Below are 15029 nucleotides of genomic sequence, written 5' to 3'. Positions count from 1 at the left end.
CCTTTAAATAAGTAAAAAAGTTTGTAACTATTCAGGTCGCGCAGATGAAAAGATGTCAGGAAGCCTGCCCTTGAACAATAGTCGCAACGCCTCACTTGCTGAAACATCTTGCTTGCGACAACTGGATATGTAACTGCGAAGCAAACAAAACATATCCGCACCGTTTTGACTTCTGAAACATCCCGATATTTTTTGATGTACTTTTGTCATTCGAATATCGTTTTCCCCTTGATTGTTAGTAAAGGGGACATCTTTTATTTCGATAAATCTAAGCGCATCATTTTCAAATTCTCTGAGCCGTTCAAGCAAGGCGCGCGCTTTGGTTCGTTTTAAACGACCCCGTTGTCCTGCTGGTCGGTCCTCCTCATTTGGTGGCGGACACTCCTTATCACCCTCAAAGAGTATTTCACGGTACTGTTCTCTGGCGACGCGGGCAGACTCTGGCGTTAACTTACCGTCATTATCCTTCACGTCCTGACAAAGCTTGGTCAGCAGTGCACGCATTTCATTGGCCCATTTCTGCTTGTCTTGCTCCCACGCTCTTTCCAATTCTCTCAAATGATGGGCATTGCACAGAGAATGTTCACATAGGATATATTTGTAGTAAGGTTTCCAGTGGTCATGGCACAGAATGCCCGTAAAGCATGGCAGTATCTCGGCCGCATCCATGGCCTCTTTCCCACGTTTATCGTGGGCATGGAAATACGTCCAGGTAAGTGATGAGGCACAATGTAACCAACGCCGCTTGCCGTTAATGTTGACGCCTGTTTCATCAACATGCAGCACGGGTGATGCTCGTAGTGCGGCTTTGATCCGATCCGCGGCACCTGTTTGCTCAATTAAATCTGACGCTTTTTGATTGAAGTTAAACAAGGTTCCCGCACTGATCGGAATATTGAGTTGATCGGAAAAATACTCTTCAATACGTTTATAAGGCAGCAATTGATATTGTGACAGGTAAACCGCGTGCGCTTTAATGCCATCGCCATATTGGATAGCACTGTTAACACCTTGTGGAAACTCAGCTGTGAATTTCTTGCCTGTTTCGTTGAGCAGTATTTGCGCTCTGTATTCGGTGACCATGCGTGATATTTCTATGTCAACCACTTGACGACACTGGACGCCAGCATCACGATACTTCCCAGGAGGCAATAGCGCCCTGTTTACGGGAATATCCTTGACTACATCGGGCTCTTCGAACGGGCTCAGCGTTTTACCCTCCCGCCCTTTCTGGCCGCCGGCCGGATTGTCAGATTTAGTCCTTGAATTCTTCTTTCTATCAAAATCTGTGGAGGGTGGTTTACTGCTGTTTTGGCTATTTAGTCCTAATCGATTAGCAAGCAAAGACACAACCAGCATGATCAATTCAATTGCCGCTCTTAAGGCCGGCGAAATTGATTTATCCTCTGTAAGCAACTTTTTTGTTGAATCGATCACACTGTCGATTTCAATGCCGTCAATCTTCATTGGTTAATAACTAAAGTGATATTAAGGCAAGTCTGACATCCTAGCGGGATCAGTCAATACGATCGCTGGGATCGTCAAAATATATTTTCATGAGGCTGAATAGTTACAAAAGTTTTCTCTTAACGTAGACCAACCACGGCGATAAGCTTGATCTTGGTAAGGGATACCTGTCCATTCGCTAGTGAGTTGATCCCAGCTAGAGTTTTGCTCAAATTGCGACAAGCCATATATACGTTGGTAATTGTCTTCATGGGTATCATCGTAAGAGGCATAAGCAGTCAAATTAACGTTACCGATAGTGCTAATCACTTTTGCAGCAAAGTGGTCACGCACATTTTCTGCAGTTTGATCCATCCAGTCACTACTTTCTTGGTTAGACATACTGAACCATGCAAAAGTATCTTTAGCGATTTCGCCGGTTTCATAACGTGCAAAAAACTTTCTGCCATCAAACTCGGCAAACGTAGTGCTAACAACCAAACGCTCGTTTACACCAGGCATCAAGGTAATAAAATCAAGTGTGCCACCTAATGCTTCATGTGAGCGAGAAGCAATATCTGCGGTACCTTGGGATACGTCGACTCTAGCTAAGTTTTCGGTATCAATATAACGATTGGCTTTAGCGCCGCCGCCATAATTGGAATTACCATTGGCAATGCCATCTACAGTCATACCAATTTGCTGTTGAGATAAATCAACTTGAAAACCACGAATAGAAATACTGGTGGACCAATCGTCAGCACCAAAAGTATCACCTTCGTTAATTAATACCCCTGGCAAGTTATCAATGGCAGCCAATACGCTGGTCATGGATGTTTGCTGCTTCATCATTTCGTCTGATGTTTGGTTGTTGGCATAAGATACACTTCTGCCAACAACTGTGATCGACTCCATGTTTTCTTCTGACTCTTCTGCCGCTAGGGCAGGAGCCATCAAGGCGCAGGTACCCAGTGCAACGGATACAGATAAAGCTAATTTGGAAAGTGTTTTGATACTCATTAGTGTGTTTTCCCATGTAATATTTATTATGGGCAGTAATATGAATGAGTAATGTGAATCTGAGATGTACTTTTAATGACGCTTAGATGATGGTTTTACTGCGTTTTTTTTGCAAACCAATGACACTTTTGTGTCATTGGTCTATTTTTTGAACTGATGGATGATGACTACTTTTCAATAAAGAATGTGCCCCAGCCGTCGTAATCTACGTTATGTTTAATGGCAATTGCAAACAGCTTGTCAGTATCTTGGTTGATTAAATTTGCATCCAACATACGTTCGACCACGGCATCAAAGCAAAAGACTTCTTCACCATCTTCCAACTCTAACTCTTCGGCATCACCCACTTCAAAACCGGCTTTAAAGGCATCAACGGCCGCTTTTTCTAATACGTCAAAGTCAGCGCTAGCAAAGTGATACTCAATGGTATGTGCTTGACTGGCATCACTGCCGTCTTCGATCAATGCTTCGATAGTTTCTTGGTTAAATTCATGCCATTCGGCTAGTTCGGATGTATCTTCTGAATTCATAAAATTTGCCTCTGAGCTAACCGGGTTACCCGATTTTATTGTCTACTTCTGCGTCTACTTTTTTAATCTGTTGTTGCATTTTTTGATGGAAATATTCAGCATTTTGTTTTAAAGATTTATTTTCATCCATAAACTCCGGCTCTGACAGTTCGATTAATAACGTGCCATTGTCCCATCTGTTTAATTTTATTTTATCATATAATCGGCTGGCAGTAATCGTCACTATGGGTTCATTGGTGGCTTTGGCAATGCGAAACGCACCTGTTTTAAAGGGCAACAATCCGCGACCATAACTGCGCGTTCCCTCAGGGAAAAACCACACAGATAGGCGCTTTTTTTGAATTTTTTGCACTGTCCCTTGTAAAGTATCATGGGCGCGACCAGAGTTTTTTCGGTCGATCATAATGTTACCTGTCAACCAATAAATCTGACCAACCACAGGTATCCATTTAAGGCTTTTTTTACCGACAGTGACAGTCCCTTTTTGGGTCGCACCGCAAATAGTCAATAAATCATAACTATTTTGGTGATTAGCAATATAGACGTACGGGCCACCTTGCTTGACGCTATCTGGTACCCGGATTTCAATTTTCAATCCCAATAAAGCAGAAACAGAACTATACAAAGCACCCGCAACGTGCACGTTATCCCGATGAAAAGGCCGTACCAAACAAATCAAGATGAGTACTAGGTTGATCAGCAAAAAATAAAAGAATATCGCAACTATGCGTAAAAGCGCTATCAAGACCTATCCTCGTCGATTAAGTGGCTGCAGAGTATACGCATTTTTAGCCACTAGCTAAAACACTTATACTACTTGATTTACAAGTAGGTAAATTTTAGCGTTTTTTGTTGCCGCACAAATATATGAATTAAATTATTAATTAGCCGATACTTAATAAAGCTATCAATACTTTCAATCATTAAGGCTATTCATTCTATGCAAATGTTTACACATGAAGATCTCGATGAAGATATTCTCACCGACCTATTGGAAGAAATTAACGAACTTTATGAAGCCAGTGAACAAACCTTAATTGAGTTGGAGTTAAAGCCAGAAGATAACGAATTACAACGTTCACTTTTTCGTTCAATTCACACCATTAAAGGGGACTTGGGTTTAGTTAATTTTTCGCCACTGATCCCTCTTTTGCAGTACGCCGAAGACCTTCTTGATTACTTGCGCAAAGGGCAAATTCAATACACCAGTAATATGAGTGACTTGGTGTTATTGATCATGGATAAGGTCAAAGTATTCGTGCAAAGCTGCATTCAAACTGGGCAAGCTCAGTATGATGAGGAGATGTTTAAGCGACTTGTTGAGGCGATAAAACATATTACCCCTGAAAATAGCGCCGATCATGAACAATTGTTAGCCAAAGCAGTCGTCATATTAGATCCTAGTCTTGAGCTAGGTGATGAAGAAGAAAATATCGGCGAAATACCCGCGGTTACTGCGCCCCTTAGCATAGCAACAGCAGGCATTCCTAAAGTTATTTCTAACGATGAACGTGAAGATCTGATGTTCTTTCGTGAATTGATGAAACCGATAGAAAAACGCTCTAAGTATTGGGAAGGCAGGGGTGATAGGATTGCCAAGCTAGCCGGCTACATCAATAAAATCGCAGGCTCACCCATCGATGAAGTGCAACTTGCCGTTGCTTGTTATATGCATGATTTTGGTATGGCCTTTATGCCAACTGCAGTCCTACATAAGCAGGAAAAGCTCGAAGATTACGAATTTAACCTGATGCGTACTCATGTTTATAAAAGTGCTCGCTTACTAGAAAATCTCAATCAATGGAACGAAGCCCGTAAAATCGTGATGCAACACCACGAACGAATTGACGGCAGCGGTTACCCTCTGGGGATCAAAGAAGACGATATTTGCGAAGGAGCAAAGTTATTGGCCATACTAGACACCTTTGACGCCATCACCCATGCGCGAGCCCATGAGAGTCATTTACAAAGACCTAAGAAAAAGGCGGTCATCGAGATCAACCGTATCGCCAAAGGGCAGTTTTCAACAAAGTGGATGCAAGCGTTTAACAGTGGAATGGCGGCGTTATTAACAAACGAACGAGCCAAGTGAAGTATCCTTTATTAATCTATAAAAAGGCCCAACCTTATGACATTTTCTGAGATACTTGTTTTTGTCATGATCCATAAGGCCATCAACTAACCAATACCAGTTAAAAGTAGATTCAATGGCCACTGCTTTTATCTGCTCTTTATAAGGTGCGAGCAGCTCAAGTGTGTTGTTATTGGGTTAATGAGCTAGAGCTGACTAGCTCAAATGTGTCATTTGCATTCATAGCGGTGACTCGATAAAACTGGTTTTGATAGTCGTGTGAGCCACCTTTTCGGCCGTTCACTGGTCCTGATTTCGTCCACTGTTTCAGCTCTGACATCGTCTGGCTTGCGGGTTAGAAAGAGCAAAAGCACGCTTCGCGCCATCGTCCTGATGGTTTTTGACTTGAATCCCTTCAAGTCAAAAACTGCATGGATGCAGGTGCCCGTCAGGGCATGAAACTCGGAGGTATCACACAAAAATTCAACCCTAATATCTATAGAGCGTTTCTTGAAAGTTTGAGTAATTCAAGATCCACTTTCCCTAATTTTTGTAGGGCAAATTTTCTAAAGCGATTACATACCTATGAATCAGGAATTTGCGCTTTGTGCTTTGTGCCAAAGCTGCCGTTCAATTACTTATTTGTAAGGTTTCGTTTTCTGAATTGCTTCCAGCCTGTCCTTTTATTAACTTTTATTTAATATGAGTTGTCTGTTAATGTTTTAGCCAAACTATTATTGGGTGTAAGTATAACGTTACACGCAAATTTCAGTAATGCTTTAAACTATTTATTTGTGAAAATTAGAGGGACATAGTGCTAAATACAATTTTTCGGAGTGGTCAGCCTACTAGGTTAAATGCATGTGTCGGCAACAATGGGTTTGTTAATTATTTTGATTATGCAGAAGGGTTCTCTTTAGCTGCAAAAGCTTTGTTAGATAAAGTAATAGAAGATAACGGAATTCAAACCAGCCCTGATTACATTATTTATCCTATTTGTTTTAACATGAGACATTCCATTGAGCTAAGGTTAAAAGGGGCAATTGAGGAGTTAATTAAAGTTGCAGAAATCGCTAATAAAAAGCTGGAACATGATAAGTACTCAATATGCACACAATCAGGAAGAGTTAATATTATTTATGTTCATAATATTAAAGCAATTTGGGATTTCTTCAAAAAAAATGCTCTGGAACTTGATGAACGATATAAATATATAATAGCAAGTTTTGAAAAACACATAAATGACATCGCAAATATAGATCCGACTGGGCAAACATTTAGATATCCGATAAGCAAAGCGTCGAAAAAACATTTAGTAGACATAGGTGGTTTAATTAGTTGCCAAGTTTTAAGAAATGAATTTGAGGAGTTGCATAACAATTTAGAAAAATTATTTTATTTTACTCACGATATATTAGATGAATACCAACTGAGTAGTGTGAATGATGCAATTAGCCGAAGCACTCTAAAATTAATAGCCATTGAATTTAGCAATATTAAAAGTAGTGACGATTTCAAAGAAACAAAAATCCTAGCCAGGAAAAGATTTAATATTTCACCACGAAAGTTAGACTCTGCATTGGAAAGAATAAAGTCACATTATGAATTTGCACCGATTGTGGGTGAGAAAAAACCTTTACTCGGTATATCTGAGCAGCAACTTATTGAGGTGCTTCGACATTGGGTAATGCAGAATCGACAAATTTTTGAATCGTCGAAAGTTAGTTTAAGTTGGAATGATTCCACCACAGTAAATAAGTTTGAAAAAATTAGCAGTGAAAGTAAAAGAAAGCTCTCTGTGTTGTGTGAGTTAAAAGAAACACTTTCGATTGAATACGCAGCAGGTTTAGGTGCGCTGTTCTATTTCTCAAGGGATGGAATTGATTATTCTGAACGATATAGCGACCTCTACATGTCTGACTTAAAATCTCAAGAAGCTACATTAACTTTTTCACATGTTTTTGAAAAATCAACTTTGCTGGAGAATGTTTTAGTTTCGCTAAGATATTTAGGATTTGAAATACTAGCTGAAAAGATTATTGATGATTTTGACTTAGCAACTTCTAAACTTCAAATCTCTAAAATTAAAGATACAAGCTATTACTATAAAAATCTTCTGATATTTGAATACACTCAAAGATATATGGAAGAAACTAAAGGCTAATAAATTTCTTGGGCTATCGGGATCAGCAGACGTAAGTAATTGGTACTTCCAATGTCGGCTCAAAGCCGTCCGCTAGGGTAGGTTAATTTGGCAATTTTGAGCTATCAAGCCAGCGTTGTTAAAACTAATCATAAAGAGCAACTGTGTATTTTCATTGCTCCCCGTAAGGCTTATTACTTTCCACTTCATCCAATCTGAGATTCCTTCACTTCCATTTCAATGGATAAGAGATTTATGCGTATAGGAAGTTTTCTCATAGAGTAAAATTAAACGATGAAAACGGAAGTCGATATTTCAACCGATGAGAGATCACACATAAAAATACCCGCCATTAGGTCGAGAGAATCACCTTGTATGGTTTGAATAGAGGCAGAAACTAAAACATTGCCCTGCCCCTCTAGAATTGCGTATATATATTAGTCTCAGAAATCACATAGCCTAATAACACTTACATATCCAACTCTTTCAATTTCCTAGTCAGTGTATTCCTACCCCAACCCAAACGCTTAGCTGCATCTTGTTTGTGTCCATGTGTGTAGTTTAAAGCACGTTCTAACAAAATACGTTCAAAACTCATAATCGCATCATCTAAAATATTATTATGACCAGATTGCAACTGGGTATCAGCCCAACTAGCAAGAAGCGTTTGCCAATCACCAGCCTGAGCTGTTTTTTCGGTTGATACCGGCTGTTGGTTAATTTCTGGCGGTAAGTCGTGAGGTAGCACTTCTTGACCGCTCGCCATCACCGTTAACCAACGACACATGTTTTCAAGCTGACGAACATTGCCTGGCCAGGGTAAGGTGGATAGTACTTTTTTAGTCTCTTTACTAAGAGATTTAACCTCAACCGCTAGTTCTGCCGCCGCTTTTTGCAAAAAGTGCGCTGCCAAGATGGGAATATCTTCACGCCTTTCACTGAGTGTAGGGATATGAATACGTATGACATTTAATCTATGATACAAATCTTCCCGAAATTTACCGTCAGATACACGTTGTTCCAAATTTTGGTGAGTGGCAGCAATAATGCGCACATCGACTGTGACGGGATTATGACCGCCCACTCGGTAAAATTGCCCGTCTGCTAACACCCGTAATAATCTAGTTTGCACGTCTATGGGCATATCGCCTATTTCATCCAAAAACAAGGTGCCGCCATTAGCTTGTTCGAAACGCCCTTGCCTTGCTGCTTGGGCCCCAGTAAATGCGCCTTTTTCGTGACCAAACAATTCAGATTCAATCAGATCGGCCGGAATTGCCGCCATATTTAGGGCAATAAAAGTATTATCTGAGCGAGGGCTATGACGATGTAATGCATGGGCCACTAACTCTTTACCTGTGCCTGATTGACCATTAATCAACACACTAATACTCGAACGAGACAAACGCCCCACAGCTCTAAACACCTCTTGCATAGCAGGGGCTTCACCAATGATTTCAGTCGCTTTGACTATTTCAGGAGGTTGATGTTTACTAGACTGCTCCCGCGCATGGGTTAACGCCCGCTGCACTAAATTCACAGCTTCATCGATGTCAAAGGGTTTGGGTAGGTATTCAAATGCCCCACTTTGATAGGCATTCACCGCACTGTCTAAATCAGAATGGGCGGTCATGATGATCACAGGGATATTTTCAAAACGCTTATGCACTTCTCTTAATAACACCATTCCATCCATTTGTGGCATACGAATATCCGACACTATCACTTCAGGCGGTTGCCCAGTTTCTAACTGCAACAATAGGTCTTGAGGGTTTTCAAAACTGAAACAAGGAATATTCGCTGACTGTAACGCTTTTTGTAATACCCAGCGAATCGAGCTGTCGTCATCGACTATCCATACGGGTTCTGAACTCATGTCTGGGGATCCTTTTTATCAATGGGTATATATAAAGTAAATACTGTTCTGCCCGGCCAACTATCCACTTCAATCTTTCCACGGTGATGACCGATCAGAGTTTGGGAGATAGATAAACCTAACCCACTCCCTTCTTTTTTACTGGTAACCATGGGGTAAAATAGGGTGTTTTTAAGTTCGGTAGGTATGCCGGGGCCGTTGTCGATAATTTGAATTTTGACGCATAGGGGGAAGCAAGCGCCATGAATGATCACTTGGCGTTCAATCCTAGTCACTATTTTTATTTCACCTACTATTTCTTGGTGTTCTGACAACACTTGTACACTATTGCGCACTATATTTAATGTAGCTTGTTGCATCATATATTGATCCAAATACACATCGGGAATACTCGGGTCATAATCCCTTGTTATAACAATATTATGGCTGGGATCAAGTTGTACCAAAGTAGATACTTTTTCGAGCACTTGATGCACATTCTGCCAATCAAAATTTGGCCGCAGGTTGGGTCCCAATAAACGATCAACTAAATTGGTGAGCCTATCGGATTGTTCGATAATAACTTGAGTAAATTCTTTTAACTCATCACTAGGTAGTTGCTTAGCTAGCAGTTGTGCTGCCCCTCTGATGCCGCCCAATGGATTTTTAATTTCATGGGCTAATCCACGGACCAACTCTCGGGCAGCCTGCTGTTGCGCCCATTGGCGATTTTCTTGACTGATTTTTTTCTGTTGTTCCACAAGTCTGATTTCGACTAATAAGCGTTTGTCTTGATTTTCCCAAATATTGGTAACAGAAACATCAGCCTGGGTGTGTCGACCATCCGTAAATTTGAAGGTGACTTCACTGTCAGAATAAACGTCACCAAATTCCATGGAATTTTGAAAGCGTTCAAAATCGAGACTCGAAGATGCAATAAACTGATTAAATGAACAACCAATTAACAAATTCAAACTACGTTCAAATACATCTTGTGCAGCATGATTGGCATATTGAACAATCAATTGGTTATCTAACACCAGCACGGCAGTCGATAAGTTATCGAGTAAATTTTCAGTAGTGACAGATTCAGACATAAATTCAACATTTAATGCACTTATATAGTGCAAAGTATTATTTAGCTGCTTTGATATAGATACTACTTTTTATAAAATAAACCGATTTACGTTAGTTAGCATTGATCAGAGCAGAAGCTTTTTGCAGATAAAAGGTCTGCTGCTTAGACGATGCAAGGATCTTGCCTGAGTTGTCGAGAAAATCAATTTGAATGGTGTGAGCGCCTCGGTTTACATTTTCTAATAAAAATTCACTTTTTGATTGGGTTTTAACTATCTGATTATCAAAAACTAATTGAAATTTTCCAGCTTTTTTGGGTACAACTTCTGCGTTAATGGTTACAGCACCGGAATTATCACGCAATGTTTGTTCAGCAGCGGGAGAACGAATAAACACCAGATACTGCACTTCAGGAATAAGTTTTTTTATTGGATTAAGTCGACGAGTAGTTTGGCTTGCAGCATTATTAAGAGCGGGTACAACAACAGTATTAATAGATGATAAATTAATGGGTTCAGCACCATCGCTGGGAACATCACTGTACACCACACTGCCATCAACCTTTACTGTTTTATAGACCACCTGTGCAGAGACATTCATGCACAATAATAATAAACATAGAATACAGAATATCCGCACAATCACCCCCTCCCAGATTAAATCCTAACTAGAAACCCGAAGCTCCTATCTCATAGCTCGTAGCTCGTAGCTCGTAGCTCGTAGCTTTTAAGTCAGTGTAGCCTTATTACAGGTAAAAAAAAGCCCGCAAATGCGGGCTTGTTATTTATTTTAATAACTATCTTAGATATTTAACTTAAACACGGTTGTAAAACACGGTTGTTAAACGCTGTAATACATATCAAACTCAACTGGGTGAGTTGACATGTTCAATAATTGTACTTCTTCGCTCTTAAGGGCGATGTAAGCATCTATCGAGTCGTCAGACATAACGCCACCGACTGTTAAGAACTCACGGTCATTGTTAAGGGCTTCCAAAGCTTGCTCAAATGAACTACATACTTGTGGAATAGCGGCGGCTTCTTCAGGAGGCAAGTCATACAAGTCTTTGTCCATTGAATCACCAGGGTGAATTTTGTTTTTGATCCCGTCAAGGCCAGCCATCAACATAGCAGTAAATGCTAAGTAAGGATTACCAGTAGGATCAGGAAAACGCACTTCAATACGACGTGCTCTATCAGTCGTCACAAAAGGAATACGAATAGAAGCAGAGCGGTTACGTGCAGAATATGCCAACATAACAGGCGCTTCAAAACCAGGTACTAAACGTTTGTAAGAGTTAGTAGATGCGTTTGTGAACGCATTAATGGCACGAGCATGTTTAATGATGCCGCCAATGTAGAACAAGGCTTCTTCTGACATACCGGCATACTTGTCACCAGCAAAGATGTTTTTGCCATCTTTAGAAATTGATTGGTGAACATGCATACCAGAACCATTATCGCCAACAATAGGCTTAGGCATAAAGGTAGCCGTTTGTCCGTAAGCATGTGCAACGTTATGTACCACATACTTGTAGATTTGCACTTCATCCGCTTTTTTAACTAAAGTGTTAAAAAGACATGCAATTTCGTTTTGACCAGCAGTCGCTACCTCATGGTGATGCGCTTCAACTGTTAAGCCCATTTCTTCCATAACCATGCACATAGCAGCACGGGTATCATGAGCTGAATCGACTGGAGGAACCGGAAAATAACCGCCTTTAACACCAGGACGGTGAGCCATATTGCCTTCTTCAAACTCAGAGCCTGAATTCCACTTGGCTTCGCTAGAATCAATTTTAAAGAAAGAGCCAGCCATATCTGTGTGGAAACGTACATCGTCAAACAAAAAGAATTCTGGCTCAGGGCCAAATAACGCTGTGTCACCGATACCGGTAGACTTCAAATACTCTTCTGCGCGACGAGCAACAGAACGAGGATCACGGTCATAACCTTGCATCGTCATAGGTTCTAAAATGTCGCAACGGATATTGATTTGTGTTTCTTCAGCAAATGGGTCAAGTACAGCGGTTTCGCCATCAGGCATCAAAATCATGTCTGATTCGTTAATACCCTTCCAACCTATAATAGAAGAACCATCAAACATTTTGCCTTCTTCGAAGAAGTCTTCATTCACTTGATGAGTAGGGATAGAAACGTGCTGTTCCTTACCTTTAGTATCGGTAAAGCGTAAATCAACAAATTTAGCTTCGGTTTCTTTAATTAGGTCTAAGGCCTTTTGTGCTGACATGGTGTCCTCCAGATTAAAAGTATAAATGTATTAGTGGGTGTCATATAACCCAAATACTAAGACGTGCCGATATAAAGCGATAATCATGCCACATACCTAAGTAATTGGAATGCCTTTTGTTTATGTTTTTTTAGCATACAGTAAACGAAAAAAACAGCACCAAACGCACCAAAAAAGAGCAGAAGCGCACCAACATGACACCATCGCACTTTAATGATCCAAATTATTAGCAATATGTTAATACAAGGTTACTCAATTGAGGGGTTTTTCTCTATTAATAGCAATATGCATTTGAAGTTCGCTAAATGTTGGATAAAACTGTACAATCCGCGCCCATAAAATTTCAGTAAATTTAGCCGTGTATTACTTTAGAAAATATGACTTTAAAAATTTATAATCATATTTGACACAATATCTGGCCCTTAAACAGAGACAAAACAATGAGTTCATCAAACACCTCGATTGAAAATTTGAGGAACATAGCGATAATTGCCCACGTCGATCACGGTAAAACCACCTTAGTAGATAAGTTATTACAACAGTCTGGCACATTAGAAGCTAGCCGCGGCGAAGCCGAAGAACGTGTGATGGACTCAAACGACATCGAAAAAGAGCGTGGTATCACTATTCTTGCGAAAAACACCGCCATTAAATGGAAAGAATACCGCATCAATATAGTAGACACTCCTGGTCACGCCGATTTCGGTGGTGAAGTAGAGCGTGTGATGTCTATGGCCGATTCAGTATTATTATTGGTAGATGCACAAGAAGGCCCCATGCCACAAACCCGCTTTGTGACACAAAAAGCCTTTGCTCAAGGTTTAAAGCCAATCGTTGTTATCAACAAAATTGATAAGGCAGGCGCTCGTCCAGATTGGGTTATAGATCAAGTATTTGATTTGTTCGACAACTTGGGCGCAACTGACGATCAACTAGATTTTCAAGTGGTATACGCATCAGCTATAAATGGTTGGGCAACCAACGATTTAGATGTCCCTAGCGATACCATGACACCTTTGTTTGAAACTATCATCAAACACGTTAAGCCACCTGCTGCCGACATTAACGGCCCATTACAAATGCAAATATCGCAATTGGATCACAACTCTTATGTGGGTGTAATAGGTATAGGGCGTATTACTAGTGGTTCGGTTAAGACTAACCAAGCAGTCACTGTTATTGGTGCTGATGGCATAACTCGTAACGCGAAAATTGGTCAGGTGCAAGGCTATTTAGGGCTACAGCGCCTCGAAGTGGAATCTGGTGATGCAGGTGATATTGTTGCTATAACAGGTCTGGGCGAACTTAAAATCTCCGATACTGTTTGTGACCCAAGTGCAGTGGTAGCTTTACCGCCTCTTTCTGTTGATGAACCTACAGTCACCATGACATTCCAGGTCAATAATTCTCCTTTTGCTGGTCAAGAAGGTAAATTCGTGACTTCACGAAATATCCTTGAACGTTTGCAGCACGAGTTGATCCACAACGTGGCACTTAAAGTGGAAGAAATACCGACTGATCCGGATAAATTCCGCGTATCTGGTCGTGGTGAACTTCACTTAGGCATATTGATTGAAAACATGCGTCGTGAAGGTTATGAATTAGCCGTTTCTCGTCCAGAAGTTATTTTGAAACAAGTAGATGGGGTGACTCACGAACCTTACGAATCGGTCACCATAGATGTTGAAGAACAACATCAAGGTTCTATCATGGAACAGATTGGTACACGTAAAGGTGAATTAACTAATATGTCACCAGATGGCAAAGGCCGTATTCGTATGGACTTTATGATCCCTAGCCGTGGCTTGATTGGTTTCCAAACTGACTTTATGACTATGACGTCAGGTTCTGGTTTGATGTACCACACATTTGATCATTACGGACCCCATAAAGGCGGCGTAATCGGTCAGCGTAAGAGTGGCGTATTGATTGCCAACGCAACGGGTAAAGCATTGACTAACGCCTTGTTTAACTTGCAAAGCCGCGGACGTTTATTTATCGGCCACGGTCTTGAAGTATACGAAGGCATGGTTATTGGTATTCACGCTCGTGAAAATGACCTAACGGTTAACGCCCTAAAAGGTAAGCAGTTAACTAACGTACGTTCATCAGGTACCGACGAAGCACAAAGCTTAGTTCCGCCGATTGTTATGTCGTTGGAACAAGCACTTGAATTCATCGATAACGATGAATTGGTTGAAGTAACCCCTATCAGTACGCGTATTCGTAAGAAGCTACTGACTGAAAACTTGCGTAAGCAAGCTGGGCGTCCTGCTAAAGGATAAACTTTCGAGCTTCGAGCTTCGAGCTTCGAGCTTTTAAAAGATTAAATTGAAACCGGCGAAAGCCGGTTTTTTATTGGCTACATTAAAGTTATCAGAAGCTCATGGCCTTTGATTTATATGCTAATTAGTTGATGTATGAACTAATATAAACAGCCATGATAACTTCGCGCTTTGCAAAAATAATACGTCTTTAGTCCAGTTGTATATCAACTGTTTTTTCCGTTTTACGTCCAAATATTTAAAATATAATCATTAAGGATTTTGAACCTCAGAGAACAAGGAGCGCTTCGCTACACAGAGTAACTGATAATAAGCATTGAGTTTCTTTTCCTCTGTGCGCGGCACCCGGTGG

General features: G+C 40.7%; 10 protein-coding genes and 1 pseudogene. 3 read left to right on the top strand and 8 right to left on the bottom strand.

Features of this window, described 5'->3' with window-relative positions; genetic code table 11:
* Nucleotides 1–27: 27 nt before the first annotated feature.
* The 4 genes and pseudogenes from CXF95_RS22555 to CXF95_RS22540 form a co-directional block, all read right to left on the bottom strand.
* Nucleotides 28–1467, bottom strand: a complete 1440-nt coding sequence (locus CXF95_RS22555) for an IS66 family transposase (protein ID WP_101197042.1) — start codon at nt 1465–1467, stop codon at nt 28–30.
* A 99-nt stretch (nt 1468–1566) separates the two neighbouring features.
* Nucleotides 1567–2460: pseudogene (locus tag CXF95_RS22550) on the bottom strand (TonB-dependent receptor plug domain-containing protein); the annotation flags it as partial.
* Between the two features lie 173 nt (nt 2461–2633).
* On the bottom strand, nt 2634–2996 hold the full coding sequence (gene rraB, locus CXF95_RS22545) for a ribonuclease E inhibitor RraB (protein ID WP_101200800.1): 363 nt from the start codon (nt 2994–2996) through the stop codon (nt 2634–2636).
* 25 nt (nt 2997–3021) lie between these two features.
* Nucleotides 3022–3741: a 1-acylglycerol-3-phosphate O-acyltransferase gene (locus CXF95_RS22540; protein ID WP_101200799.1), complete on the bottom strand. Its 720-nt coding sequence runs from the start codon at nt 3739–3741 to the stop codon at nt 3022–3024.
* A gap of 195 nt (nt 3742–3936) precedes the next feature.
* Between CXF95_RS22540 and CXF95_RS22535 the strand changes: the two genes are divergently transcribed.
* Nucleotides 3937–5088 carry an HD domain-containing phosphohydrolase gene (locus tag CXF95_RS22535; protein WP_101200798.1) on the top strand — a complete coding sequence of 384 codons (1152 nt, stop codon included), beginning with the start codon at nt 3937–3939 and terminating at the stop codon, nt 5086–5088.
* A 793-nt stretch (nt 5089–5881) separates the two neighbouring features.
* Nucleotides 5882–7231: a hypothetical protein gene (locus CXF95_RS22525; protein ID WP_101200797.1), complete on the top strand. Its 1350-nt coding sequence runs from the start codon at nt 5882–5884 to the stop codon at nt 7229–7231.
* A gap of 448 nt (nt 7232–7679) precedes the next feature.
* On the opposite strand, the gene glnG is transcribed toward CXF95_RS22525, so the two are convergent.
* The 4 genes from glnG to glnA form a co-directional block, all read right to left on the bottom strand.
* Nucleotides 7680–9086: a nitrogen regulation protein NR(I) gene (glnG, locus tag CXF95_RS22520; RefSeq protein WP_101200796.1), complete on the bottom strand. Its 1407-nt coding sequence runs from the start codon at nt 9084–9086 to the stop codon at nt 7680–7682.
* Complete coding sequence (gene glnL / locus CXF95_RS22515; RefSeq protein ID WP_101200795.1) at nt 9083–10162, bottom strand: nitrogen regulation protein NR(II); 1080 nt, start codon at nt 10160–10162, stop codon at nt 9083–9085. The genes glnG and glnL overlap by 4 nt, the downstream gene beginning before the upstream one ends.
* 91 nt (nt 10163–10253) lie before the next feature.
* Nucleotides 10254–10781: a DUF4124 domain-containing protein gene (locus CXF95_RS22510; protein ID WP_232787988.1), complete on the bottom strand. Its 528-nt coding sequence runs from the start codon at nt 10779–10781 to the stop codon at nt 10254–10256.
* A 201-nt stretch (nt 10782–10982) separates the two neighbouring features.
* Nucleotides 10983–12392, bottom strand: coding sequence for a glutamate--ammonia ligase (gene glnA / locus CXF95_RS22505; protein WP_101200793.1), 1410 nt, complete (start codon nt 12390–12392; stop codon nt 10983–10985).
* Between the two features lie 440 nt (nt 12393–12832).
* On the opposite strand from glnA, the gene typA reads away from it, so the two are divergent.
* Nucleotides 12833–14677, top strand: coding sequence for a translational GTPase TypA (gene typA / locus CXF95_RS22500; protein ID WP_101200792.1), 1845 nt, complete (start codon nt 12833–12835; stop codon nt 14675–14677).
* Nucleotides 14678–15029 lie beyond the last annotated feature (352 nt).

Source organism: Paraglaciecola sp. MB-3u-78, from assembly GCF_002835935.1.
GTDB lineage: Bacteria > Pseudomonadota > Gammaproteobacteria > Enterobacterales > Alteromonadaceae > Paraglaciecola.
Note: the sequence above shows the minus strand (reverse complement) of the source record. Positions and strands in the feature narration are given on the sequence as shown.

Bases quoted from the DNA above. Each gene is read 5' to 3' on its own strand.
- typA (WP_101200792.1), top strand. From the start codon at position 12,833: ATGAGTTCATCAAACACCTCGATTGAAAATTTGAGGAACATAGCGATA.
- rraB (WP_101200800.1), bottom strand. From the start codon at position 2,996: ATGAATTCAGAAGATACATCCGAACTAGCCGAATGGCATGAATTTAAC.
- glnL (WP_101200795.1), bottom strand. From the start codon at position 10,162: ATGTCTGAATCTGTCACTACTGAAAATTTACTCGATAACTTATCGACT.
- glnA (WP_101200793.1), bottom strand. From the start codon at position 12,392: ATGTCAGCACAAAAGGCCTTAGACCTAATTAAAGAAACCGAAGCTAAA.
- CXF95_RS22535 (WP_101200798.1), top strand. From the start codon at position 3,937: ATGCAAATGTTTACACATGAAGATCTCGATGAAGATATTCTCACCGAC.
- glnG (WP_101200796.1), bottom strand. From the start codon at position 9,086: ATGAGTTCAGAACCCGTATGGATAGTCGATGACGACAGCTCGATTCGC.
- CXF95_RS22555 (WP_101197042.1), bottom strand. From the start codon at position 1,467: ATGAAGATTGACGGCATTGAAATCGACAGTGTGATCGATTCAACAAAA.